Below are 20745 nucleotides of genomic sequence, written 5' to 3'. Positions count from 1 at the left end.
TACTTTATTTTTATAGCCATTTAGTCGCGATAAGTAACACCGTAAACACAATGAACCCAATTACCGCAATTGTATCTTGCTTTTGCCAAGTTAAGACACGGTACTTCGTTCGATTATCACCACCACGATAACCCCGGGCTTCCATGGCATCCCCCAATTCAATTGCGCGCTTGATTGCGTTGATAAACAAAGGAATCAGGAGTGGCACAAACGCCTTAATGCGACTAATAATATTACCCTCATTAAATTCAACCCCACGGGCACGTTGTGCGTTCATAATCGACTCGGCTTCATCCATCAGTGTTGGTACGAAACGAAGCGCAATCGATAGCATTAACGCCAATTCAGCCACTGGGAAGCCAACCTTCTTCAAGGGTTGCAATAGACTCTCCATCGCATCAGCGACTGCCAACGGTTGCGTTGTTAACGTCAAGATGGTTGAAAACATAATAATCAACATAAAGCGGACAAAGACCGCGATACTATTCGTCACACCACCAGTGGTGACGGTTAAAAAAAACCAATGCCACAGGACATCACCAGTTTGAACAAAGAATAATTGCAATAGGGTTGTGATAAACATCAAAAACATCAGTGGTCGAACGCCGCGAATAAAGACGCCCACACCAAGTCCCGTCAACAAAATCGATAGTAACGTGAACGCAATCGCCACGACATACCCCGCCACATTATTCGCACAGAATACAACGAAAATGAAAGCAACACTCAAAATCAATTTTGTCCGAGCATCCAAACGATGAATCCAAGAATTCCCCGGCATATAACGGCCAATAATCATATTAGTGAACATGTGTTGACCCTCCTAACTGCTTGGCTAATTGATCAACCAGCGCATCGATATCCAACACAGCATCTAAGGTGACACCTTTTGTAGCCAATTTATCGGCAAATTGCTTGGCAATTGGTACATCAAGTTGTTTCTCTTGCAACCAAGCCACGTCATCAAAAATATTGGCTGGTGTGCCTTCTTTGACGACCGTCCCACCTTCAAAAACAACCACATGATCGGCATATTGTGCCACATACTCCATCTGGTGTGTAATTAATACAACCGTTAAGTGGCGCTCCTTTTGTAGACGTGCGAACAAAGTCATTAATTCTTCTTGCCCTGCCGGATCCAGTCCAGCCGTCGGCTCATCTAGAATCAACAAATCTGGTTCCATTGCAAGCACACCAGCAATGGCGACTCGGCGCATTTGACCACCTGATAATTCAAAAGGCGAGCGGTCATCGTACTTTTCAGCCATCCCAACCGTTCGAAGTGCGCGCTTTGCAGCTGCTTCAGCTTCAGCAGCCGTCTTGCCAAAATTCTTCGGTCCAAACATCACGTCTTTTAAAACTGTTTGTTCAAATAGTTGTGCTTCTGGAAATTGAAATACTAACCCGACGTGTGCACGCATCTTATTCAACTCTTTGGGTTTCGTCGTTGGCACAATCCGTTGCTCGGCGATTGTTATCTCTCCAACTGTCGGGATAACTAAGCCATCTAAATGTTGCACCATCGTAGATTTACCTGATCCGGTGTGACCAATCACAGCCGTAAACTTACCCTCTGGCATCGTAAAATTGACATCATGCAGACCTTGGGCCGCGAATGGTGTATCTAATTGATACGTAAATCCTACTTGGTTGAAATTGATTGCCATAACCAATCTACCATCCCTTCTGTCGTCAAATATGACGCAGGGACGTCAATGCCACGTTCCCGCAATTTTTCCTTAAGTTGCTCAGCAAATGGGACGGCTAAGCCATACTTGCGCAGCTTATCCGCATTTGCAAAAACCTGTGCTGGTGCGCCCGTCTCAATCAAATCACCATCATTAATGACCACGACATAATCAGCGCTCGCCGCTTCTTCAATATCATGGGTAATTGATAAGACGGTCAATTCATCCCCCATCCGGGTCTTCAGTTCGTGCACCAACGCAATCATTTCACGCCGTCCCTTAGGATCTAACATGGCTGTCGCTTCATCAAGAATCAAAATTTTCGGTTGAATCGCAAGAACCGATGCAATCGCAACACGTTGCTTCTGTCCACCTGATAAACGGGCCGGTTCGCGGTCAGCAAACGCCGCCATTTGGACCTCAGTCAACGCTGCTTGCACTCGTGTAATCATTTCATCGCGGGCAATACCTCGATTTTCAAGCCCGAACGCCACATCATCAGCAACCGTTGCGCCAACAAATTGGTTATCAGGGTTTTGGAACACCATGCCAACCATGTCGCGAATGTCCCACATATTCTCTTCTGTCACCGGCGTCCCGGCAATCGTGATATCTCCTGCAGTGGGCGCCAATAGGTAATTCAATAATTTTGCTAAGGTCGACTTACCTGACCCATTATGTCCAATAATTGCCACCCACTCACCTTGATTAATCGTCAACGATAAATCGTTCAACGCTGGGGTGTCACTATTAGGATATGAGTAAGTCACGTGTGACAACTCAATAATTGGCGTCATGTTTGCGCCCCCTTTTTATTTTCTAATACTTACAATAATAACAAACAACCGCTTGCTTTTGTTTAGTTTGAGGATGTTTGTTTGTCGGTTACAATAGAAGACAGAGGATTACCATTATGTCTGATATTGATTTAACCCGGTCAGCCGATTATCGTAATGTGACGGACTTTTACAAAGGCAGGTCCGACGATGAAATCCGCTCTGACCTTGACCAACGCCGAGGCGAAATGATTTCAATCATGCAAAACCTCAGCCACGACTTCAACAAAGCTTCTGCCGTACGTAACAGCAACGCCTTTGGTATGCGCAAGCTCATTTTTTTAAACCCTGAAAACCCGGCTATTCCTGACGCTCCTGAAGGCATCAAAAAATGGGACCGACGCGGGTCTTTAGGCACACAAAATTATGAGCACATTGAACATCGGCGGGTAACTGATTACCAAGCTGTTTTTGACCAATTACATACTGATGGCTATACCATTTATGCCGTCGACAACACACTAGGTTACCAACCGCAGTCGTTATATAACGTGATCTTCCCGGCAAAATCGGCCTTTCTTTTCGGTGAAGAACGGCTCGGCTTAGCTGACGATCTCATTGTGGCAGCTGATGCCATGATTTATATCCCACAATACGGTAGTGTTCGTTCGATCAATGTGAGTGTCGCTCACGGAATCATTGCCGCCTTCTATGCCTCTCAGCATATGTAAAAAGCTCGTCGACCTAAAAATCGACGAGCTTTTTTAGCTACAATTTACTTTTTCAAATCGTTGTAACGTGACTCGTGCTTACCGTACAAGCTACGTCCCAATGACTTTTCAAGGAATGGCACGACCCAGTAGTCCAAACCAACCGTGCGTCCCGCACCGTTCATTAAGGCCAATGAAGCAAACGTCATCAAGATAGCAGATCCAGCAACACTTTGACCAGCAATCAACATAACCAATCCCGTCACAAAGGCAACGAATGAAGCCAATGACGTGAACAAGCCAAATGTAATCAACCAACCAACAAGTGAAGCCAATACACCGACACCACCATTCAAAGCAGCACCCGCTTGAATCCACAAGATTCCAACAACAATCCGAAGTGGCAATGACCACAAAACGTTACCCATACGCGACGTCCAGCCAAAGAATGGCGTACGACCGTTTGGCGTACGGAAGAATTCGTCCATCATGTAGTGGAAAATGTGGTAACCACTCGTGATTTGCGTAAAGAAGTACAAGTTAATCACGTGCTTAAACATGTTGGCAAAGAATCCCGTGAGTGGAATACCATTCTTACCAAACTTCATGCTACCAAATTGTTCCGCGATACCTACTGTGTAGTGAGCACCTATTGAAACGGCATATCCTTGGTAGTGGCCCCTAAATGCCTTACGTGAACCCTTACCAGTCAAGTCATACACAATGTTAGGGACAGCCGTGTTTGCAGCTGATTCACCACCCTCAACCGTTTGTGGCGTCCAACCTGAACGTGGGTTGTCCGCAACTGTACGGGCAGGTTCTTGATAAGCAGCTACGTCACCAACGACATAGATATCTTCTTCGCCCTTGGCGCGTGAGTATTCATCAGCCATAAAGCGACCAGCAGGCCCTTGTTCCAAGCCCCAAAGTGAGCCTTGTTCCTTTGCCTTAACACCAGCCGTCCAAACCAATGTCTCAGTTGGAACTTCTGTGCCGTCCTTCAAGACAGCAGCACTTTCCTTAACTTCAACAACACCAGCAGACTTACGCAAGTTAATCCCATGATTAATCATGTATTGCTCACCCTTGTCAGCCAACTTACGATTTGCAAGCATATTCAAAATTGTTGGTGCGGCTTCGATAACATCAATCTTAATTTCTGATTCATCCAAGTTGTTAGCTTCGGCTAATTCGCGACGTTGTTCAATCAACTCACCTGCCAATTCAACACCCGTGAATCCGGAACCAACCACTGCGATACGCAACTTTGCTTCACGCTTAGCGGGATCCAATTCCATGGCGCCTTCACGAATAACCTTTTCAATGTGGGCACGAAGCTTAACTGCTTCTTCAAATGACCACAATGTGAAGCCGTATTCTTCAACACCTGGTGTACCGAACGTGTTCGTTGTACCACCAGTTGCCAAAACCAATTTTTCGTAGGCAATGTCGCCTTCTGACGTCTTTACAATCTTGGCGTCCTTGTCAACGCCTTCAAGATTAGCCGTCACAATTTTAACGTTTGGTTGACGCACGAACAACGTACGCAAATCAAGTTGAATGTGTTTAGGCTCAACACGCTTCGTTGCAACTTCGTGCAACTCAGTCATATACGTAAAGAATGAGTGACGATCAACCAAAACGATTTGGTAATCAGTACCCTTCAATTGCTTAGCCAATTTACGTGCCGTGAAGACACCAGAATAACCCGCGCCGACGACAACAATGTTTTTAGTAGCCATACAAAAATCTCCTCAATAATAATCCCACTAATAAAAAATAAATCCATTAGCCATTTTAGACCTGAAAATTGAATTTGTAAACGTATTCACTTGTTTTTTGAGCATGTTTTGACCTATAGACAAAAGGTTTTTCGTTTCATTATAGCAATTTAGGTCCGTCTGTTCGTGCATAAATGCTCAACCAAAAGTGCAATATATCGGACTTTTATGTGACCCGAAAGCGCAACAAAAAAGCCACGCCATGGCTGAACGTGACTTTCTAAATTAATTGTGTGTTGTTTAGGTCATGTAATCATTCTCCATGATTAATCGACTAACACTCCCGCGTGAATCTTATCAATATTCCACTTAACCATATCGTAATAGGTATCTCCTGTTGTCCCCTTCTTCGCCAATGAATCGGTATAAATCTTTTCGTAAATTGGCAACCCTGTCTCCTTCGACACCTTTTCCATTGATTTTGGTGATACTGAACTTTCAACAAACAACGACTTTACATCCGATGCCGCAATCTTGGCTAATACCTGCTTCATTTGCTCAGGCGTTCCCTGTGACTCAGTATTAATTTCCCAGATAAAGGCTGGTTGAATGCCATACGCCTTTGAGAAGTACTTAAAGGCACCTTCCGATGTCACCAACAAGCGCTTTTCAATTGGCACATCAGCAAATTTTTCTTTGGCTTCGTTATGCAACGCACGTAACTTCGCAATATACGCATCCGAACGCTTTTGGAAAGCTTGCTCATGTTCTGGGTCCTTATCCTTCAAGACGTTTGTAATTGTCTCAACATACTTAATACCATTATTTAAGTCCAACCAGGCATGTGGATCCATTTCATCTTCCTTGCCTTTTGACGTCAAGAACAGTGGCTCGACTAAACGTGATGCTGAAAACACTTCATGGTTATCCCGCTTATTAGCTGTTTTCGTAAGCTTTGAGAACCATCCGTTACCACCCGTTTCCAAGCTAAGTCCATTGTGGAAAATCACATTTGCTTCCGTTGTTGCAGTAATATCTGCTGTTTTAGGTTCATATTCGTGCGGATCTGTTCCACGCTTAACGATACTGTAAACCGATACATCATCACCACCAACTTGTTCAACCATGTCTTCAAGGATTGAATTTGTTGTGACAACACGTAGTCCGCCACTTTTCGTAGCCGTTTGTGCATCACGATTTTGAACAAACCAAACCGTTCCCCCAATTGCAATTGCCAGCGCACCCGCTGTTAACCCAAGTTTCTTAAGCATTTTTAACCCCCATTAGTTTTGTCACAAAACCTTGCTTTGGTGACACGATAAACGACCCCAAAAAGATTAACGCTGCCACCAACACGATAGCGGGCCCAGACGCCCAATTTAACGTGTACGACAGATATAGCCCAAGTGTTGAAGCCAGCGCCCCAAGGCCAGAGGCCAGGACAACCATCGTGGTCAACCGATTCGTCCAAAGAAATGCGGTAGCAGCTGGCGTAATTAACATCGCTACAATCAAGATGATACCTACCGTCTGTAGTGCCGATACCGTGACTAAAGTTAGTACAATCATCAAGCCATAATGGACATACCCTGTCTTCAAACCATATGTCTTAGCAAATGTTTCATCAAACGATGTAATCAATAATTCCTTGAAGAACACCACGACAAACAAAATCACAATTGCTAACACAATAATCGTTGTAATCAAATCACGGTCTGAGACTGCTAACACATTACCAAATAAGATATGATGCAAATTCGTTGATGACTCAGCCATCGAAATCAGGATAAATCCTAAGGCAAAGAAAGCCGAAAATACAATACCAATCGCTGTATCATTCTTTAACTTACTATTTGTCGCAACAAAGCCGATCAATAGCGCCGCAATTACCCCAAATGCCGAGGCACCAATCAAAAGATTAATCCCCAGCATATAAGCAACCGCAACTCCCGGTAGCACGGAGTGAGAAATCGCATCACCCATCAACGACATGCCACGTAAAATAATATAACTGCCAATAATACCTGACATAATCCCAACCATCACAGATGCTAACAACGCACTCTGCAAGAAGTTATAGTGTCCTAAGGCCGCGATAAATTCACCGATACTCGTCATGATACATTCTCCGTTTCAGTGAACAGAACTGCACTCAAATCCGCTGAGAAGGCTTGTTGGATATTGTCCTTATTGTAAACATCCGACACAGGTCCATGTGCGACAATGCCATGGTTCATAATTAGTAAGTCATCAAAGTAATTCGCGACTTTATTCAAGTCGTGGTGAACAACAATGATGGTCTTCCCGGCTGCACGCCAGTCTCGCAGCACATGCATAATTTCTTCTTCCGACTTCATATCAATTCCGACGAAAGGTTCATCTAAAATCACAACCTCTGCTTGCTGAACAATAGCGCGTGCTACAAAGACACGCTGCAATTGTCCGCCGGATAATTCACCAATTTGGCGATTTCGAAACTCCGTTAGATTTACTTGTTCGAGCGCTTTCATGACATCATCACGCTCTGTTTGCCCAGGGCTTTTGAATAATCCTAGCTTGCCATAAGTGCCAGTTAGAACCACCTCAAAAACACTGATCGGAAATGTTAAATCTAGTGCTGCTCGCTGTTCGACATATGCAATTTTTCGTCGAACACGCCGGACCGGCTGATTGTCCACAAACGATTCACCCGTTCGCCGAATCAGACCTAAGGCCCCTTTGATTAGAGTCGACTTCCCCGCACCATTCGGGCCAATAATTCCCGTAATCCTGCCCGGACTAAATGCGACTGACAAATCGCTAAACACCGGCGTCGATGTGTAGGCGACTGTCAGTTCCTTAATTTTTAGCATGACTGCCTCCTATTATTGTTTTCGGTTATGCAAAATATTGTTTGCCAAAACCAACTCACTAAGAGTAACTTATCCATGCCCGCTAAACAATAGTTTTTCTTAGATTGAAAAATAAATGTAATTAGATAACATCTAACTGACATGAACGCTTATTAATAGTTAACAGGTGAAAATAAATAAGCACCTAGCTAATCCAATTGTTTAGCCAAGTGCTTCATCTGTATTTTATTGCGCATTTAATGTCTTATATGTTGCTTTAGCCAGTTGTTGTACCAAATCAATACCAGCGTCTTCGGAGATATTTTGATTGCTCAAAATAGCAATTACATAGTCTGAATGTTTACTCGAAACATGGCCAGTTGTGTTAATAATCCAACCGTTTGAGTCTGCCAAACACCCATTTTTTAATGCAACGGTTGCATCCGGTGTTAAGCCAGCTGTAATCCCCCAACTCTGGTCTACCGCAATATTATTCATTAAACCTTGCATATACGTTCGTGAACTACCTGTTAACACCCGACTCTGATAAAAAATATTCTTCAGCAACGTCAACTGATCAGTTGCTATTGTTGTCGAGTACCCCCATGATTCACTATCCATCTGACTACGCGTCATACCCAGGTGTTTAAACAACACATCTGGTTGCGTATTTCCTCCTTCGGTTTCTAGTAGGGCTGTCGCTGCATCATTATCACTGTCTTGAATCATTGCGCTTGCCAATTCATCTTCATAATTCGATAAACCAGTACCATTAGTCACATGCTGTCGTAACAAGTTAGCAAGAATTGCGACTTTTACAATACTCGCTGTTTTAAATTGTGCATTTGCATCGTTAGATAATTGCGTTGTAACGCCCGTTTTATGGTCATAGACTGCAATGTCAACTGGGGCAATCTGCTTATCTAAAATCCCACGCCAGGCCGTTTTTAGATTATTTGATTCATCACTGACTGTAGCAGCCTTGGTGGCTTCGAAATCGGCTATTAATTGACGCCCAGCATATTTGTAGATCAAGGCTACGCCGAGCACCAACACAACGCTAACAAACAATACCTGCTTGTAGGGTCGCTTCAAATTTGTTCGCGATGTCATGGCACACAGCACTTCCCTTCGTCATGATCGTTGCTAAATACTTTTAACTAATTATTAGTATACTCAAGAAACTTAATCGAATCTTTTATCACAGCAGCCATTAGTCAAAGACATCCGACATTTCCAGCTTACGGTATCATCAGAAAACTGCATAAAAAAAGACGAGATACCGGAGTATCTCGTCTTTTTGAGAAGGTACGTTAATTACTTAACAGTAACAACGGCACCAACTTCTTCCAACTTAGCCTTCAATTCGTTAGCTTCGTCTTCTGAAACGCCTTCCTTAATAGCTGAAGGAGCGTTGTCTACCAAGTCCTTAGCTTCCTTCAAGCCCAAACCAGTTGCTTCGCGAACTGCCTTGATAACTTGAACCTTAGCTGAACCAGCTGAAGTCAACTCAACGTCAAATTCAGTCTTGGCTGCTTCGGCACCACCGGCTGCACCAGCAACTGCAACAGGGGCAGCAGCTGAAACACCAAACTCTTCTTCAATAGCTGAAACCAAGTCAGCCAAGTCCAAAATCGTAGCTTCCTTCAATGAAGCGATGATTGAATCCTTATCAAATGCCATGATAATTAATCTCCTCGTTTATTTGCCTATACGGCGATTTTAATTTGTGGGCCAAGCCCGATATAAAAGTGCGTCGCACTAAGCAAAAGCTTAGGCTTCAGCAACTTCTTCCTTTGCGTCTGACACAGCCTTAACTGCGTAAGCAAAGTTGCGAACAGGTGCTTGCAACGTTGACAACAACATTGACAACAAACCGTCGCGGTCTGGCAAAGCTGCGTACTTGTTGATATCTTCAACAGATGCAACTTGACCGTCAACAACACCACCCTTGATTTCCAAGGCTTCGATGTTATCAGCAAACTTTTTCAAAATGCGTGAAGGAGCGATTGCGTCCTCGTTAGAGAATGCAACGGCTGAAGGTCCGACAAACAAGTCGTTCAAGTCAGTCAAATCTGCGGCTTCAACAGCACGCGTCAAGATCTTGTTCTTGATAACCTTCAACTCAACGCCTTCTGAACGCAATTCTGAACGCAAGTTGTTGGCTTGTTCAACCGTCAACCCACGCACGTCAACAACAACTGCAGATGCAGCTGACTTAAACTTGTCAGCAACTTCTGAAACTTGTTGTGCCTTCAAAGCAATAGTTGCTTCACTCATGGTAATGTTCCTCCTGTTAAGATTTTGATTCGTACCAAAACCCCCAGCACATACTGCACCGGGGGTCAAAAGTCGCTTACGCGTTTTTCACTTCCTCGGCGGGTTATTAAGTCTTATGACACCTGCGTCTTAGGTAGAATCGATTTATTACTCAAACTACTCTAACAGGTAGTCGAGAAAGTGTCAACATGAAAAGCTAAATTATAATCTAGAAAAATTCTAAAATTACAATGAAGCGATATCGATGTTAACAGCAGGTCCGAACGTTGAAGCGATTGATACGTGCTTTACGTATGCACCCTTAACAGCGGCAGGACGAGCCTTCAAGATAACGTCTGACAATGACTTGATGTTCCCAGCAAGCTTGTCGGCGTCAAATGATACCTTACCAACTGGTACCGCAACGTTTCCGTCACGATCAGTACGGTAAGTAACCTTACCTGACTTAGCGTCAGAAACGGCCTTTGCTACGTCAAACGTAACAGTCCCCGTCTTAGGGTTAGGCATCAATCCCTTAGGACCCAATGCACGTCCAACACGACCAACTTGGGCCATCATGTCAGGTGTAGCAATGGCAACGTCAAAGTCCAACCAACCGTCAGAAATGCGTTGAACCAAGTCAGCAGCACCAACAACGTCAGCACCAGCTTCTTCAGCTTCCTTAGCCTTATCACCTTGAGCAAAGACCACAACAGTTTGGTCCTTACCAGTACCGTTAGGCAAAACAACGGCACCACGCAATTGTTGGTCAGCTTGACGAGTATCAACGTTCAAGTTGAACGCGATTTCAACAGTTGCATCAAACTTGGCAAAGTCGATGTCCTTTACCAATGCGGCAGCTTCTTCAACAGTGTACAACTTCTCACTGTCAACCTTTTCAGCGGCTGCCAAATACTTCTTACCATACTTCTTAGCCATGGTAGCTATTCCTCCTTGCAAATGCGGTCAAACGGTCATTGACCTCCCGCTTGATCATGCTTAGTTTCCTACGCGATCCGTACGGAACTCGTTAAATTAGCCTTCAACGTTGAAGCCCATTGAGCGAGCAGTACCTTCGATCATGCGAACAGCTGCATCAACGTCAGCTGCGTTTAGATCTTGCATCTTAGTTTCTGCAATTTCACGTACTTGTGCTGCAGTAACCGTAGCGACCTTCTTCGTGTTAGGCTCACCAGAACCCTTTTCAACACCGGCTGCCTTCTTCAACAAAACTGCTGCTGGAGGCGTCTTAGTGATAAATTCGAATGAACGATCTTCATATACAGTAATAACTACTGGGATCAACAAACCACCTTGGTCGGCAGTACGAGCGTTAAACTCCTTTGCGAATCCCATGATGTTAACACCAGCTTGACCCAAAGCAGGTCCAACTGGAGGTGCAGGGGTAGCCTTACCGGCTGGAATCTGCAACTTAACAATGCTTGAAACTTTCTTAGCCACGATTGTTTCCTCCTTCGTGTTTGTGGTGTAATGGCGCGTTTCGATTTACGCCTCCCACATATGCGTGTTACCACACATACCAGATTATAATAACAAAACACCTGACTTTTGACAAGCCAGGTGTTCAATAAAAATTCACTTTTTTATGGAAATGACTTTATAGTACTGACTCAACGTCGTTAAATGAGATTTCCGTTGGCGTTTCACGACCCAAGAAATCAACCAAAACAGTTACTTCTTGCTTGTCGTTATCGATAGCCGTTACTTCACCTTGCATACCAGAGAATGAACCAGCCACAATCTTCACTGATTCACCAACTTCAACATTCAAGTCGGCAACCTTACGTTCAACAATGTTCATGCGGGCCAACATATCATCAACTTCATCAGGCAACAATGACACAGGCTTTGATCCACCACCGTGTGAACCCAAGAAACCAGTTACGCCTGGTGTGTTTCGAACAACATACCAAGCTTCGTCGGTCATAATCATCTCAACCAAGGCATAACCAGGGAAGTCGTTTTCCTTAACAATCTTCGTCTCGCCATCCTTTTCAACTTCAACTTCTTGCTCTGGCACGATAACGCGGAAGATGTAGTCCGTCATCCCCATCGTCTCAATACGTGACTCAAGGTTCGCCTTAACCTTGTTTTCGTATCCTGCATAAGTGTGCAAGACGTACCATTGCTTATCGTATGACTCAACTGCCATGATTGCCTCCTTAGGTCGTACCTGTAATTTTTGTAAATTAAAAACCCTCAAGGTTGAGGGTTTTTAGTCGCTTTTTAATGTTCTTATTATATCGCAATAAGCTTACTTAGACAACCAAGTAACCCCTTGTTCAAAGACCCAGTCAGCGCCACCAAACAAAATGGCGAAGAACAAACTGGTCATCAAAACGATTGATGTGTCTCGAACATTTTCACTAAACGTAGGCCAAGTGACCTTGCGCATTTCAGCGACAACACTTGCTAAAAACTTCATCAGTATGTACTCCTGTTTCCAGAGTTGGTAGACCCAGCCCCGTTCTTACATTGTCTCACGGTGCATCGTATGTTGCCCGCAGAACTTGCAAAACTTCATAACTTCAAGACGCTCAAGACGGTTGGGCTTCTTTGTTACCATGTAGTTTCGTGATCCGCAGACACTGCACGCCAATGCGACTTTCCTCGCTGCCATAATCGTGTCTCCGCTCTTTTAAAATTCTCTAGTATAATATCCTCAGTTTACCACGAATGCCCTTATTCAGCTACCTTTCGCCTCAGCTTGGTAGATTTTCTTCAAATTTTGTCGCGTTGCATAACACCAAGAACGTGAACGCTCGAGTTGTACTGCACACTCATTAATGTCGTATCCCGCTGCGAGTAACAAGACGAATTCTCGTTCCTTTACCTCTAAATTTGGCATCAGGTCAACCAGGGTCGCCACAACTGCGCTAGGTGGTGCAATTTGTGCACTCTGCACATACGTCGACACCCATGCTTCATTCAACGAAACGCCTTCCACCGACTCGTACCGATAGGACTCCCGCCATAACTGTACAATCCTGTGCCGTAACGCTTGATTGTAATAACGCGTGAGTGCCCCCCAATGCGTTGCTTTTAGCTTACGCAAAGTTTGATACAACACTAATCGACTCTCGTGCTCCCAATCGTACTGTTGCGTCTGGAGCCGATGATCACGGTATAGCGTCCACACTAATCCCCGAAACGCCTCAAAAATATCTTGAAAAGCGGCTTCGTCCCCCGCTTGGGCCGCTTGAATCAACTGCATTGCCTTTTGGTTTGTCATCTTGTTTTCCCCTCCTCCGGCTTGCTACCAGTGTGCCGAGAATCCGAGTTCAAGACGAAAAAATGCACAATAACCGGCATCAAGTTACCGGTTATTGTGCATTTTTTCATGTGGTTAAAGCGGGTTACGACTACTAAACGCTTGATAAATTAACAAGCTGGCCGCAACCGACGCATTCAAACTTTGGACGTGACCAACCATTGGAATTGTCAACGTTTCATCCACTGTTTTCTTCAATAACGGTGAAATCCCCCTACCCTCATTACCAATGATTAAAGCAGTTGGACCAGCAGCATCCCAACGACGGTAATCCTTACCATCCATGTCTGTACCAAAGACCCACAACCCACGTTCCTTAAGTTGTTCAACTGTTTGCACTAAGTTCGTCACACGCGCAACCGGCACGTGTTCAATTGCCCCCGTTGACGTTTTCGCAACAACCGATGTCAATTGGACTGCCCGGCGCTTAGGAATAATAATGCCATGTACCCCTGCTGCATCAGCTGTACGCAAAATCGAGCCTAGGTTGTGTGGGTCTTCAATTGAATCCAGCACTAAGAAAAATGGTGCTTCTGATTTTTCAGCTGCCTTCGCAAACAAATCGTCAATCGTTGCATATGCATAGGCCGCAATTGATAACACCACACCTTGGTGATTTTGACCATTTGTCAATTCATCTAGCTTAGCTTTCGGCGCATCTTGAATAATCAAGCCTCGCTTTTTTGCTAACGCCACCACTTCATTGCGAATCTTGTCAGCCAAACCGCTTTGTAGCCAAACCTTGTTGATTTCCGTTTCACCCTTCAACGCCTCAACCGACGCGTGGTGACCAAAAACGAACTCAGTTTGCGTCGTATCATCGGCAACTTCGGCTTCTGATCGCTTATGGCGCGGTTGGCGATCGCGATCGTTGAAACGACGGTCGGCACCGCGACGATTGTTTGGTCGTTCTTGACGCCCGCCGCGATCACGACCGTTCCGATTATTTGTTTGTTGTGTCATTTGCTCTTGTTCGCCCACTTTCTACTTGTTCATATACCCAAGCCAAAATTTCATCTAAACGTGCTGTTTGATTGCTAGCTGCCAAAAAGCCAATCAATGCTTCAAACCCAGTCGAAATACGGTATGTCACAACATCTGTATTCTTCGCCTTTGTATGTGAATTGGCATTACGTCCACGCTTAAAGTACACCATCTCTTCTTCAGTCAACAAACCTTCCGCTTCCATCAAGGCATACAAAGCAGCGTGCGCTTTAGCAGACACAAAGTTCCTTGATTCACGTTGCAGGCGGGCCGGCTTTGTAATACCTTCAGCCAACAAATGTTGACGGATGTACACTTCGTACACCGCATCCCCATAATAGGCCAAATCCAAGCCGTTTAATTGCTCATAATTAATCTTCTCATTCATGCTTACTATAATAACAGAAAAACCGGGCCAATGACCCCGTTTAACAAATTATACTTATGCTTCAACGACATGACGGACAAACGGATCATCTGACAAACCAGCTTGCAAGATAATATCTGCCCATGCCTTGGCCGAATGTAAACTATGATCTTTAAAGTTCCCGCACTCTCGAATAGTTGTGGCTGGAACATCATCCCACGTAATGTCATCACGAATCTTGCGCAACACTCGAGTAAACGTTTCAGCTAGCTGTGTTGGCGTATACGACTGCCAACTGATGACGTGGAAACCTGTACGACATCCAAATGGTGAAATATCAATAATGCCATCCAATTCATCGCGAACCAAGCTTGCAAACAAGTGTTCCAATGTATGAATGCCCGCCGTCTCAATTGACGTCTCGTTAGGTTGGACCAAGCGCAAATCATAATTAGCAATCGTCCCTCCTTGAGGTCCGTGCTCTTCTGCAATCAAACGCACGTATGGTGCCTTAACTTGTGTGTGATCTAACGTAAAACTTTCAACTTCTGCCATAATTAATTGTCCTCCACATAACTAAGTGGCTTCTGTACCTCAACCTTGGTGCCGTGGTACTTTGCCTTAATCCGTTTTTGTTCTGATGCATCGTGATATAGCTTGACTAACTTTTGATACGTCTTGTTTTTAGCTGCTGACTGGCGTGTTGCTAAGATATTGATGTTTGCCTTTGTACTAGTGTTAATTGACTCGCGATAAATCGAATCATGCAACACATTCAATCCACCGGCTTGTGAAACTGAATTAGAAATCAGCACTGCTGCAACCGCTTTGTCTTTCAATACCGCCACTCCGGTTGTATCATCAATCTCTTTAAAGTGAAAATGGTGGGGGTTATCTGCGATATCTGACACCCCTGATAACGCTGAAAAATCTGATTTCAACGTAATCAATCCTGCCCTGGCCAATAATTTCAAGCCACGAGCCGCGTCCGCATTGTCACGTGCAATAGCAATCGTTGCGCCATTTGGAATCTCCGCCACCTTCTTGTAACGATGTGAATACACGCCCATCGGCTCAATATACGTCGTACCTAGCGCAGCCAACTTCGCAGTATTCGTTTCCTTATTAAACGCTTGAAAATAGCTATATGATTGGAACGCATTGACATCAACCTCACCTGAAGCAGTAGTTCGATTCAAGGTTGCACCATCCGTAAATTCCTTAACTTTAATTTGCAAATCCGCCTTTTTTGCCGCTGATGATTTCGCAATATGCCGCCAAATATTTGCATCAGAAGTGACAGATCCAACTGTTAACTTTTCAGCCGCATGCGCTACGGTTGTGCCTGTTAAAACGCCTAAACTAATAGCTGCCAAACCAGCCACAATCGTTAACCTAACTTTAGTCGTCATCGGCCTATCCCCACACTTCTTCGGCAATTTGCTTAACAAAGCCTAACTTCGCCCATTGTTCATCTGGCGTCAGTGCATTGCCTTCTTCTGTTGAGGCAAAACCACATTGCGTAGAAAGCGCCAAATTCTCAAGTGGCACGAATTGCGTGGCCTCCTGAATTCTCGCCTTAACATCCGCTGCTGCTTCTAGCTTCGGCGACTTACTCGTTACCAAACCCAATACCAATGTCACATCTGGGCGATTCCCCAAAATCGTCGTCAATGGCGTAAAATCACCAGAACGCGCGTCATCGTACTCTAAGAAGTACGTATCGTAATGCAATTGTCCCAAGTATTCCGCCACTGGCGCATACCCGCCTTCAAACAAATACGTTGACTTAAAATTACCGCGACAAATGTGCGTCGAAATTTTGAAATCATCAGGCAGACCATCTAACGCCTTATTAATGACATACACGCTATCAGCTGCAATCTTTTCATACTTTGCCCGTTCAGTTGGATTGGTGGCGAATTCGTTCAATTTGCTAATCAAAAACGCCCAGGTGGTATCATCTAATTGCACATAACGTGAACCTAAATCGTAGTAATTTTGCAACGTTTCACGATAGGCCAATGCCAAATCATCCAAGTAGTCATCCCAAGTATCATAAAATGACAAGGCGTTATCTGAACGTCCATCACGGAATAGCAAAGTTGGTGCCGGAATGGTTGACTTCAGATCAGTTCCTTCCGGTGCGACTGATTGTAAATACGCAAAATCAGCAAAAAATGGGTGATCCGGATTAAAGGCAATCTTGCCAGTCAAACGAACATTATCCGTACGGGTCTTCTCGCCGTGGAACTTATAGGAATCTTCTTGTACATATCGTTCAACACCAGTCAAACCCCACAAAAAGTCCAAGTGCCACCATGACCGTGCAAACTCACCATCCGTCACATCTTTCAGACCAGCTTCATGCTGGTGAATAACCAAATCGTGAATTTCATCATGCTGTATCTTTACCAAGGCATCCTGCGTGATTTCACCAGCTGCAAAGGCTGCCCGGGCTTGTTTTAGCTTTTTTGGCCGCAAATATGAACCAACTTGATCAAAATGGTAACGTTGCTTAGTTGCTGTTGTCATAATCATTATTCTCCTAAATATGAAAAGGCATTTGCCAAATCGGCAATGATATCTGTAATACTTTCAAGTCCCACTGAATAGCGCAATAAACCTGGCGTAATACCACTGGCTAATTGTTCAGCCGTCGACAATTCAGCATGTGACATTTTTGGCGGATAGCTGATAATACTTTCGACACCACCTAAACTGACTGAGTAAATTGGAATAGTGAGATGTTTAACCAATTGTCGGGCATTTTCAATCGACCCAACATCAAATGACAAGACTGCCCCACCATTCTCAGCTTGCGTTAATTGCACCTGATAGTCCGGATATGTCGGTAAGACCGGGTAATGCACAGCATTCACTTGCGGTTGCTCAGCTAACCATGTAGCCAGTTGCGTCATCCGCACGCCCAGTGTTTTCATCCCCCGCAAAAGCAACCAACTATCTAGAACACCTAGGGTGGCACCAACTGCATTTTGAATGAAATAAATTTGGCCAGCTAAATCATCCTGTTTCGTCACCGCCGCGCCAGCTAAAATATCCGAATGTCCTGCCAAAAATTTGGTCGCTGAATGCACGACAATATCAACGCCAAGATCTAGCGGTTTCTGCAAAGCAGGTGACATAAAGGTATTGTTCGCAATCGTTAAAAGGTCATGTGCTTTTGCAATTGCGACAATTCCCGCAATATCAGTCACTGACAATGTTGGATTGGAAGGTGTTTCGATATTAATCGCCTTTGTATTGGGCAAAATCGCATTCGCAACATCCGCTAACTCTCCACAATCAACAAACGTATGTGTGATACCAAATCGTGATAACACATCCGTTAATACGCGAAACGTCCCACCGTAAACGTGCATCGTCACCACGATATGGTCGCCAGCCGAGAAGGTCATTAACACACTACTAATGGCTACCATCCCCGAACTAAAAAGATAACCGTGTGTTGCATGCTCCAAAACCGCTACTGCATTCTCCGCTGCCAATCGAGTTGGATTACCACTTCTGGCGTAATCAAATTCACCCAGGTTATCAAAATCAGTTTGAGCGAACGTCGATGATAATTGAATCGGTGTATTAACCGCCCCAGTCAATTGATCATGCGTTGTTGTCACTTGTAAAATTTTCGTCAAATCATCCATGCCAATTTCTCCGTCTATTTGCGCTACGAGTGTCAATTTCGTCGTATCACATTCGACTTTGTCCTAATCCCTCACCGACAACAAGACATCGGTGAACCGTCACGCATAAAGCTTGAATTGTCTGTCCTCCGCATTTAAGTTTTGACGTAAAAAAACGTCCCGTAGCTACAATTAGCTACGGGACGTTGACACGTGTTACCACCCGGGTTTAGTTATTCCCATTCGAAATAACCCTCTTTTCAATACGATCCTATTTCGGACGATATCTAAGCGCAATAACGGGCGCACCCGAATGACGCTAACACGTTTTGCTCACGTCATTCCAACTCCAAGACCATTTTCCAATTCTTCAGTTGATTAGCTCGCACCACACGCTAACTCTCTGGGCAACTGTTAAAAAGTACTTATCTCTTCTTAGTCGATACCATTATCATAACACCGCATTAGAAAACGTCAATACTTTAATTAAAATTAGATTAGATTTATTTTTATCAAGAAATTAATTAACACCAATAGTTAAGTTATAAACTTCAATTATACCTTGGCAACATTATTCAAACATCATCAATAAACGTCCGTTTAGAGGCATAAAACCTTAATTTAGGCGCATTAAATTCCCGAATTCGGTACATCCAAACAGATAGATTGTTCACTTTTTAACTTCTAATAAAGTATAATAAAAGATGTAGAATTGAGCTGATTCCTAAATAAATCTCACAATCAATAACTAATAATGTTCTCAACAAGCATTGTTTAAACCTTTCAAATCATTTCTACATCCAAAGCTTTGGCACCCCGTTCTCCACGGGATGCCTTTTTTGTCAGTATCGGAACTTTACCGACCAGTCATGCCTGTTGCTTGCCACACCGCGACGCCCCCCCTTCCTCAAATACAAAAAGAAGAAATCCCCGGAAACAAGAACATTTGTCTCTGGGGATTTCTATTACATATTAATCAATCATGTAAAACTGTTTGATTAGGCACGACGCCAACGAGTTCCTTGTGGCGTATCTTCTAGGATAATGCCACGTGAAGCCAATTCATCACGGATTTCGTCTGAATGAGCAAAGTTTGACGTCTCACGGGCAGCATCACGTTCCTTGATCAATGCATCAACATCTGCATCCAACAACGGCGCTTGCTCCAACGCATCAACACCAAACACGTTCATCAAGTCCTTGATTTGCTTCAAAACAAAGTTGACCGTGTCCATCTTAACTTCTTCAGCTTGTGAGTACAAGTTGGCCAATTCAATCAACTCATAAACCGCAGTCATTGCGTTTTGTGCGTTGAAGTCATCGTCCATAGCTTCAACAAAGGCATCAACCTTTTCTTGCGCCTTTGCTTCGATATCAGCATCTGCACCGGCAAATGCTGATCCCAAACGGAATTGCAAGTTACGGTAACCAGTGCGGATACGCTCCAAGTTACGGGCAGCCAAGTCCATGTTCTTTTGTGAGTAGGCAATTGGACGACGGTATTGTGTCGTAGCCATGAAGAAACGCAAAACCATTGGATCATCGATTTGTTGCAACAATTCGTGCACAGTCGTGAAGTTTCCCAATGACTTTGACATCTTTTCGTTTTCATCGCCAACCGTAACGAAACCGTTGTGCAACCACTTCTCAACGAACTTTTCACCCGTGCGAGCTTCAGTTTGTGCGATTTCGTTTGTGTGGTGAGGGAAAGCCAAATCGATTCCACCACCGTGAATGTCCAAGTGGTTTCCCAAGTACTTCGTTGACATCACTGAGCACTCGATATGCCAACCAGGACGTCCCTTACCCCAAGGTGAATTCCAGGCAATTGCACCATCGCCATTCTCACCCTTCCAGACTGCGAAGTCCATTGGGTCTTCCTTACGGGCCAATTCACCATCATCCAAACGACCAGCAGCGTTTGATTCCATTTCAGCCAAGTCTTGGTGGGCCAAAATACCGTAACCCTTAAACTTCTTGGCACGGAAGTAAACGTCCCCTTCTGATTCGTAAGCGTAACCCTTCTTAATCAAATCCTCAACGAATTCGATAATCTCTGGGATGTGCTCTGTTGCACGTGGACGAACAGTGGCAGGCTTAATGTTCAATGGTGCCGTATCTTCGTTAAAGGCATCAATGTACTTATCAGCCAATTCTGGTACGGTGATACCTTGCTCGCTAGCTGCAGTAATCATCTTGTCGTCAACGTCCGTGAAGTTTGACACATAGTTCACTTCGTATCCACGGTACTCGAAGTAACGGCGGATCGTGTCGAATGCAATCGCTGAACGTGCATTACCGATGTGAATGTAGTTATAAACAGTTGGTCCGCAGACATACATATTGATCGTCTTTTCATTGATGGGCGTAAAAGTTTCCTTTTCCAAGCTCATCGTGTTGAAGGTCTTCATCATTTTTGCATGCTCCTTTGATTTAATAAGTTAATTTTAGCATATACCTTCAAATACTCTAA

24 protein-coding genes and 2 other annotated features are annotated in these 20745 nt (G+C 44.2%); of the genes, 1 reads left to right on the top strand and 23 read right to left on the bottom strand.

Annotated elements, in window-relative coordinates; genetic code table 11:
- Positions 1-10 precede the first annotated feature (10 nt).
- From EST42_RS04675 to EST42_RS04665, 3 genes are read right to left on the bottom strand one after another with little or no spacing between them, the layout of a single operon-like run.
- Positions 11-811, bottom strand: a complete 801-nt coding sequence (locus EST42_RS04675) for an energy-coupling factor transporter transmembrane component T family protein (RefSeq protein WP_134644434.1) — start codon at positions 809-811, stop codon at positions 11-13.
- The gene (locus EST42_RS04670; protein WP_134644433.1) at positions 801-1667 is read right to left on the bottom strand and encodes an energy-coupling factor transporter ATPase; all 867 of its coding nucleotides are present in this window, start codon (positions 1665-1667) and stop codon (positions 801-803) included. The genes EST42_RS04675 and EST42_RS04670 overlap by 11 nt, the downstream gene beginning before the upstream one ends.
- Entirely contained in the window at positions 1643-2485 is an 843-nt protein-coding gene (locus EST42_RS04665) for an energy-coupling factor ABC transporter ATP-binding protein (RefSeq protein WP_134644432.1), read from the bottom strand. Before EST42_RS04665 ends, EST42_RS04670 begins: the two co-directional genes overlap by 25 nt.
- A 116-nt stretch (positions 2486-2601) precedes the next feature.
- On the opposite strand from EST42_RS04665, the gene EST42_RS04660 reads away from it, so the two are divergent.
- Positions 2602-3195, top strand: a complete 594-nt coding sequence (locus tag EST42_RS04660) for a TrmH family RNA methyltransferase (protein ID WP_134644431.1) — start codon at positions 2602-2604, stop codon at positions 3193-3195.
- A gap of 44 nt (positions 3196-3239) precedes the next feature.
- On the opposite strand, the gene EST42_RS04655 is transcribed toward EST42_RS04660, so the two are convergent.
- The 20 genes from EST42_RS04655 to cysS form a co-directional block, all read right to left on the bottom strand.
- Positions 3240-4916, bottom strand: coding sequence for an FAD-dependent oxidoreductase (locus EST42_RS04655; protein WP_134644430.1), 1677 nt, complete (start codon positions 4914-4916; stop codon positions 3240-3242).
- A gap of 305 nt (positions 4917-5221) precedes the next feature.
- Complete coding sequence (locus EST42_RS04650; RefSeq protein ID WP_134644429.1) at positions 5222-6166, bottom strand: metal ABC transporter solute-binding protein, Zn/Mn family; 945 nt, start codon at positions 6164-6166, stop codon at positions 5222-5224.
- Positions 6159-7013, bottom strand: coding sequence for a metal ABC transporter permease (locus EST42_RS04645; protein WP_134644428.1), 855 nt, complete (start codon positions 7011-7013; stop codon positions 6159-6161). The genes EST42_RS04650 and EST42_RS04645 overlap by 8 nt, the downstream gene beginning before the upstream one ends.
- Positions 7010-7747 (bottom strand): metal ABC transporter ATP-binding protein, encoded by a 738-nt coding sequence (locus EST42_RS04640; protein ID WP_134644427.1) that lies wholly within the window; start codon positions 7745-7747, stop codon positions 7010-7012. Before EST42_RS04640 ends, EST42_RS04645 begins: the two co-directional genes overlap by 4 nt.
- A 225-nt stretch (positions 7748-7972) precedes the next feature.
- On the bottom strand, positions 7973-8839 hold the full coding sequence (locus EST42_RS04635) for a serine hydrolase (RefSeq protein ID WP_134644426.1): 867 nt from the start codon (positions 8837-8839) through the stop codon (positions 7973-7975).
- A gap of 204 nt (positions 8840-9043) precedes the next feature.
- Entirely contained in the window at positions 9044-9409 is a 366-nt protein-coding gene (gene rplL, locus EST42_RS04630) for a 50S ribosomal protein L7/L12 (protein ID WP_134644425.1), read from the bottom strand.
- A 90-nt stretch (positions 9410-9499) separates the two neighbouring features.
- Entirely contained in the window at positions 9500-10006 is a 507-nt protein-coding gene (gene rplJ, locus EST42_RS04625) for a 50S ribosomal protein L10 (RefSeq protein ID WP_134644424.1), read from the bottom strand.
- Positions 10007-10031: 25 nt separating this feature from the next.
- Positions 10032-10158 (bottom strand) — a sequence feature (ribosomal protein L10 leader region).
- Positions 10159-10231: 73 nt separating this feature from the next.
- Positions 10232-10924, bottom strand: coding sequence for a 50S ribosomal protein L1 (rplA, locus tag EST42_RS04620; protein ID WP_099088498.1), 693 nt, complete (start codon positions 10922-10924; stop codon positions 10232-10234).
- 96 nt (positions 10925-11020) lie between these two features.
- Positions 11021-11446, bottom strand: a complete 426-nt coding sequence (gene rplK / locus EST42_RS04615) for a 50S ribosomal protein L11 (RefSeq protein WP_010372167.1) — start codon at positions 11444-11446, stop codon at positions 11021-11023.
- Positions 11447-11603: 157 nt separating this feature from the next.
- Complete coding sequence (gene nusG / locus EST42_RS04610; RefSeq protein WP_010372166.1) at positions 11604-12158, bottom strand: transcription termination/antitermination protein NusG; 555 nt, start codon at positions 12156-12158, stop codon at positions 11604-11606.
- A 102-nt stretch (positions 12159-12260) separates the two neighbouring features.
- On the bottom strand, positions 12261-12431 hold the full coding sequence (gene secE / locus EST42_RS04605) for a preprotein translocase subunit SecE (protein ID WP_134644423.1): 171 nt from the start codon (positions 12429-12431) through the stop codon (positions 12261-12263).
- Positions 12432-12476: 45 nt separating this feature from the next.
- Positions 12477-12626 (bottom strand): 50S ribosomal protein L33, encoded by a 150-nt coding sequence (gene rpmG / locus EST42_RS04600; protein ID WP_134644422.1) that lies wholly within the window; start codon positions 12624-12626, stop codon positions 12477-12479.
- A 66-nt stretch (positions 12627-12692) separates the two neighbouring features.
- On the bottom strand, positions 12693-13238 hold the full coding sequence (locus EST42_RS04595) for an RNA polymerase sigma factor (protein WP_134644421.1): 546 nt from the start codon (positions 13236-13238) through the stop codon (positions 12693-12695).
- Between the two features lie 114 nt (positions 13239-13352).
- Complete coding sequence (gene rlmB / locus EST42_RS04590) at positions 13353-14240, bottom strand: 23S rRNA (guanosine(2251)-2'-O)-methyltransferase RlmB (RefSeq protein WP_134644420.1); 888 nt, start codon at positions 14238-14240, stop codon at positions 13353-13355.
- Positions 14221-14649 (bottom strand): Mini-ribonuclease 3, encoded by a 429-nt coding sequence (locus tag EST42_RS04585; RefSeq protein WP_134644419.1) that lies wholly within the window; start codon positions 14647-14649, stop codon positions 14221-14223. Before EST42_RS04585 ends, rlmB begins: the two co-directional genes overlap by 20 nt.
- A 54-nt stretch (positions 14650-14703) precedes the next feature.
- Positions 14704-15183: an S-ribosylhomocysteine lyase gene (locus tag EST42_RS04580; RefSeq protein WP_134644418.1), complete on the bottom strand. Its 480-nt coding sequence runs from the start codon at positions 15181-15183 to the stop codon at positions 14704-14706.
- A gap of 2 nt (positions 15184-15185) precedes the next feature.
- Positions 15186-16040: a MetQ/NlpA family ABC transporter substrate-binding protein gene (locus EST42_RS04575; RefSeq protein WP_134644417.1), complete on the bottom strand. Its 855-nt coding sequence runs from the start codon at positions 16038-16040 to the stop codon at positions 15186-15188.
- 4 nt (positions 16041-16044) lie between these two features.
- Positions 16045-17163, bottom strand: a complete 1119-nt coding sequence (locus tag EST42_RS04570; RefSeq protein WP_134644416.1) for a vitamin B12 independent methionine synthase — start codon at positions 17161-17163, stop codon at positions 16045-16047.
- A gap of 5 nt (positions 17164-17168) precedes the next feature.
- Positions 17169-18293 (bottom strand): PLP-dependent transferase, encoded by a 1125-nt coding sequence (locus EST42_RS04565; protein WP_134644415.1) that lies wholly within the window; start codon positions 18291-18293, stop codon positions 17169-17171.
- A 175-nt stretch (positions 18294-18468) separates the two neighbouring features.
- Positions 18469-18718, bottom strand: a binding site (T-box leader).
- A gap of 552 nt (positions 18719-19270) precedes the next feature.
- On the bottom strand, positions 19271-20686 hold the full coding sequence (cysS, locus tag EST42_RS04560) for a cysteine--tRNA ligase (protein WP_134644414.1): 1416 nt from the start codon (positions 20684-20686) through the stop codon (positions 19271-19273).
- Positions 20687-20745: the final 59 nt, after the last annotated feature.

The organism is Weissella cibaria, from assembly GCF_004521965.1.
Classification (GTDB): Bacteria; Bacillota; Bacilli; order Lactobacillales; family Lactobacillaceae; genus Weissella; species Weissella cibaria_A.
This window is presented reverse-complemented; position numbering and strand designations above follow the sequence as displayed.

Coding starts and splice junctions, on each gene's coding strand:
- EST42_RS04675 (WP_134644434.1), bottom strand. CDS start 811: ATGTTCACTAATATGATTATTGGCCGTTATATGCCGGGGAATTCTTGG.
- EST42_RS04670 (WP_134644433.1), bottom strand. CDS start 1,667: ATGGCAATCAATTTCAACCAAGTAGGATTTACGTATCAATTAGATACA.
- EST42_RS04665 (WP_134644432.1), bottom strand. CDS start 2,485: ATGACGCCAATTATTGAGTTGTCACACGTGACTTACTCATATCCTAAT.
- EST42_RS04660 (WP_134644431.1), top strand. CDS start 2,602: ATGTCTGATATTGATTTAACCCGGTCAGCCGATTATCGTAATGTGACG.
- EST42_RS04655 (WP_134644430.1), bottom strand. CDS start 4,916: ATGGCTACTAAAAACATTGTTGTCGTCGGCGCGGGTTATTCTGGTGTC.
- EST42_RS04650 (WP_134644429.1), bottom strand. CDS start 6,166: ATGCTTAAGAAACTTGGGTTAACAGCGGGTGCGCTGGCAATTGCAATT.
- EST42_RS04645 (WP_134644428.1), bottom strand. CDS start 7,013: ATGACGAGTATCGGTGAATTTATCGCGGCCTTAGGACACTATAACTTC.
- EST42_RS04640 (WP_134644427.1), bottom strand. CDS start 7,747: ATGCTAAAAATTAAGGAACTGACAGTCGCCTACACATCGACGCCGGTG.
- EST42_RS04635 (WP_134644426.1), bottom strand. CDS start 8,839: ATGACATCGCGAACAAATTTGAAGCGACCCTACAAGCAGGTATTGTTT.
- rplL (WP_134644425.1), bottom strand. CDS start 9,409: ATGGCATTTGATAAGGATTCAATCATCGCTTCATTGAAGGAAGCTACG.
- rplJ (WP_134644424.1), bottom strand. CDS start 10,006: ATGAGTGAAGCAACTATTGCTTTGAAGGCACAACAAGTTTCAGAAGTT.
- rplA (WP_099088498.1), bottom strand. CDS start 10,924: ATGGCTAAGAAGTATGGTAAGAAGTATTTGGCAGCCGCTGAAAAGGTT.
- nusG (WP_010372166.1), bottom strand. CDS start 12,158: ATGGCAGTTGAGTCATACGATAAGCAATGGTACGTCTTGCACACTTAT.
- secE (WP_134644423.1), bottom strand. CDS start 12,431: ATGAAGTTTTTAGCAAGTGTTGTCGCTGAAATGCGCAAGGTCACTTGG.
- rpmG (WP_134644422.1), bottom strand. CDS start 12,626: ATGGCAGCGAGGAAAGTCGCATTGGCGTGCAGTGTCTGCGGATCACGA.
- EST42_RS04595 (WP_134644421.1), bottom strand. CDS start 13,238: ATGACAAACCAAAAGGCAATGCAGTTGATTCAAGCGGCCCAAGCGGGG.
- rlmB (WP_134644420.1), bottom strand. CDS start 14,240: ATGACACAACAAACAAATAATCGGAACGGTCGTGATCGCGGCGGGCGT.
- EST42_RS04585 (WP_134644419.1), bottom strand. CDS start 14,649: ATGAATGAGAAGATTAATTATGAGCAATTAAACGGCTTGGATTTGGCC.
- EST42_RS04580 (WP_134644418.1), bottom strand. CDS start 15,183: ATGGCAGAAGTTGAAAGTTTTACGTTAGATCACACACAAGTTAAGGCA.
- EST42_RS04575 (WP_134644417.1), bottom strand. CDS start 16,040: ATGACGACTAAAGTTAGGTTAACGATTGTGGCTGGTTTGGCAGCTATT.
- EST42_RS04570 (WP_134644416.1), bottom strand. CDS start 17,163: ATGACAACAGCAACTAAGCAACGTTACCATTTTGATCAAGTTGGTTCA.
- EST42_RS04565 (WP_134644415.1), bottom strand. CDS start 18,293: ATGGATGATTTGACGAAAATTTTACAAGTGACAACAACGCATGATCAA.
- cysS (WP_134644414.1), bottom strand. CDS start 20,686: ATGATGAAGACCTTCAACACGATGAGCTTGGAAAAGGAAACTTTTACG.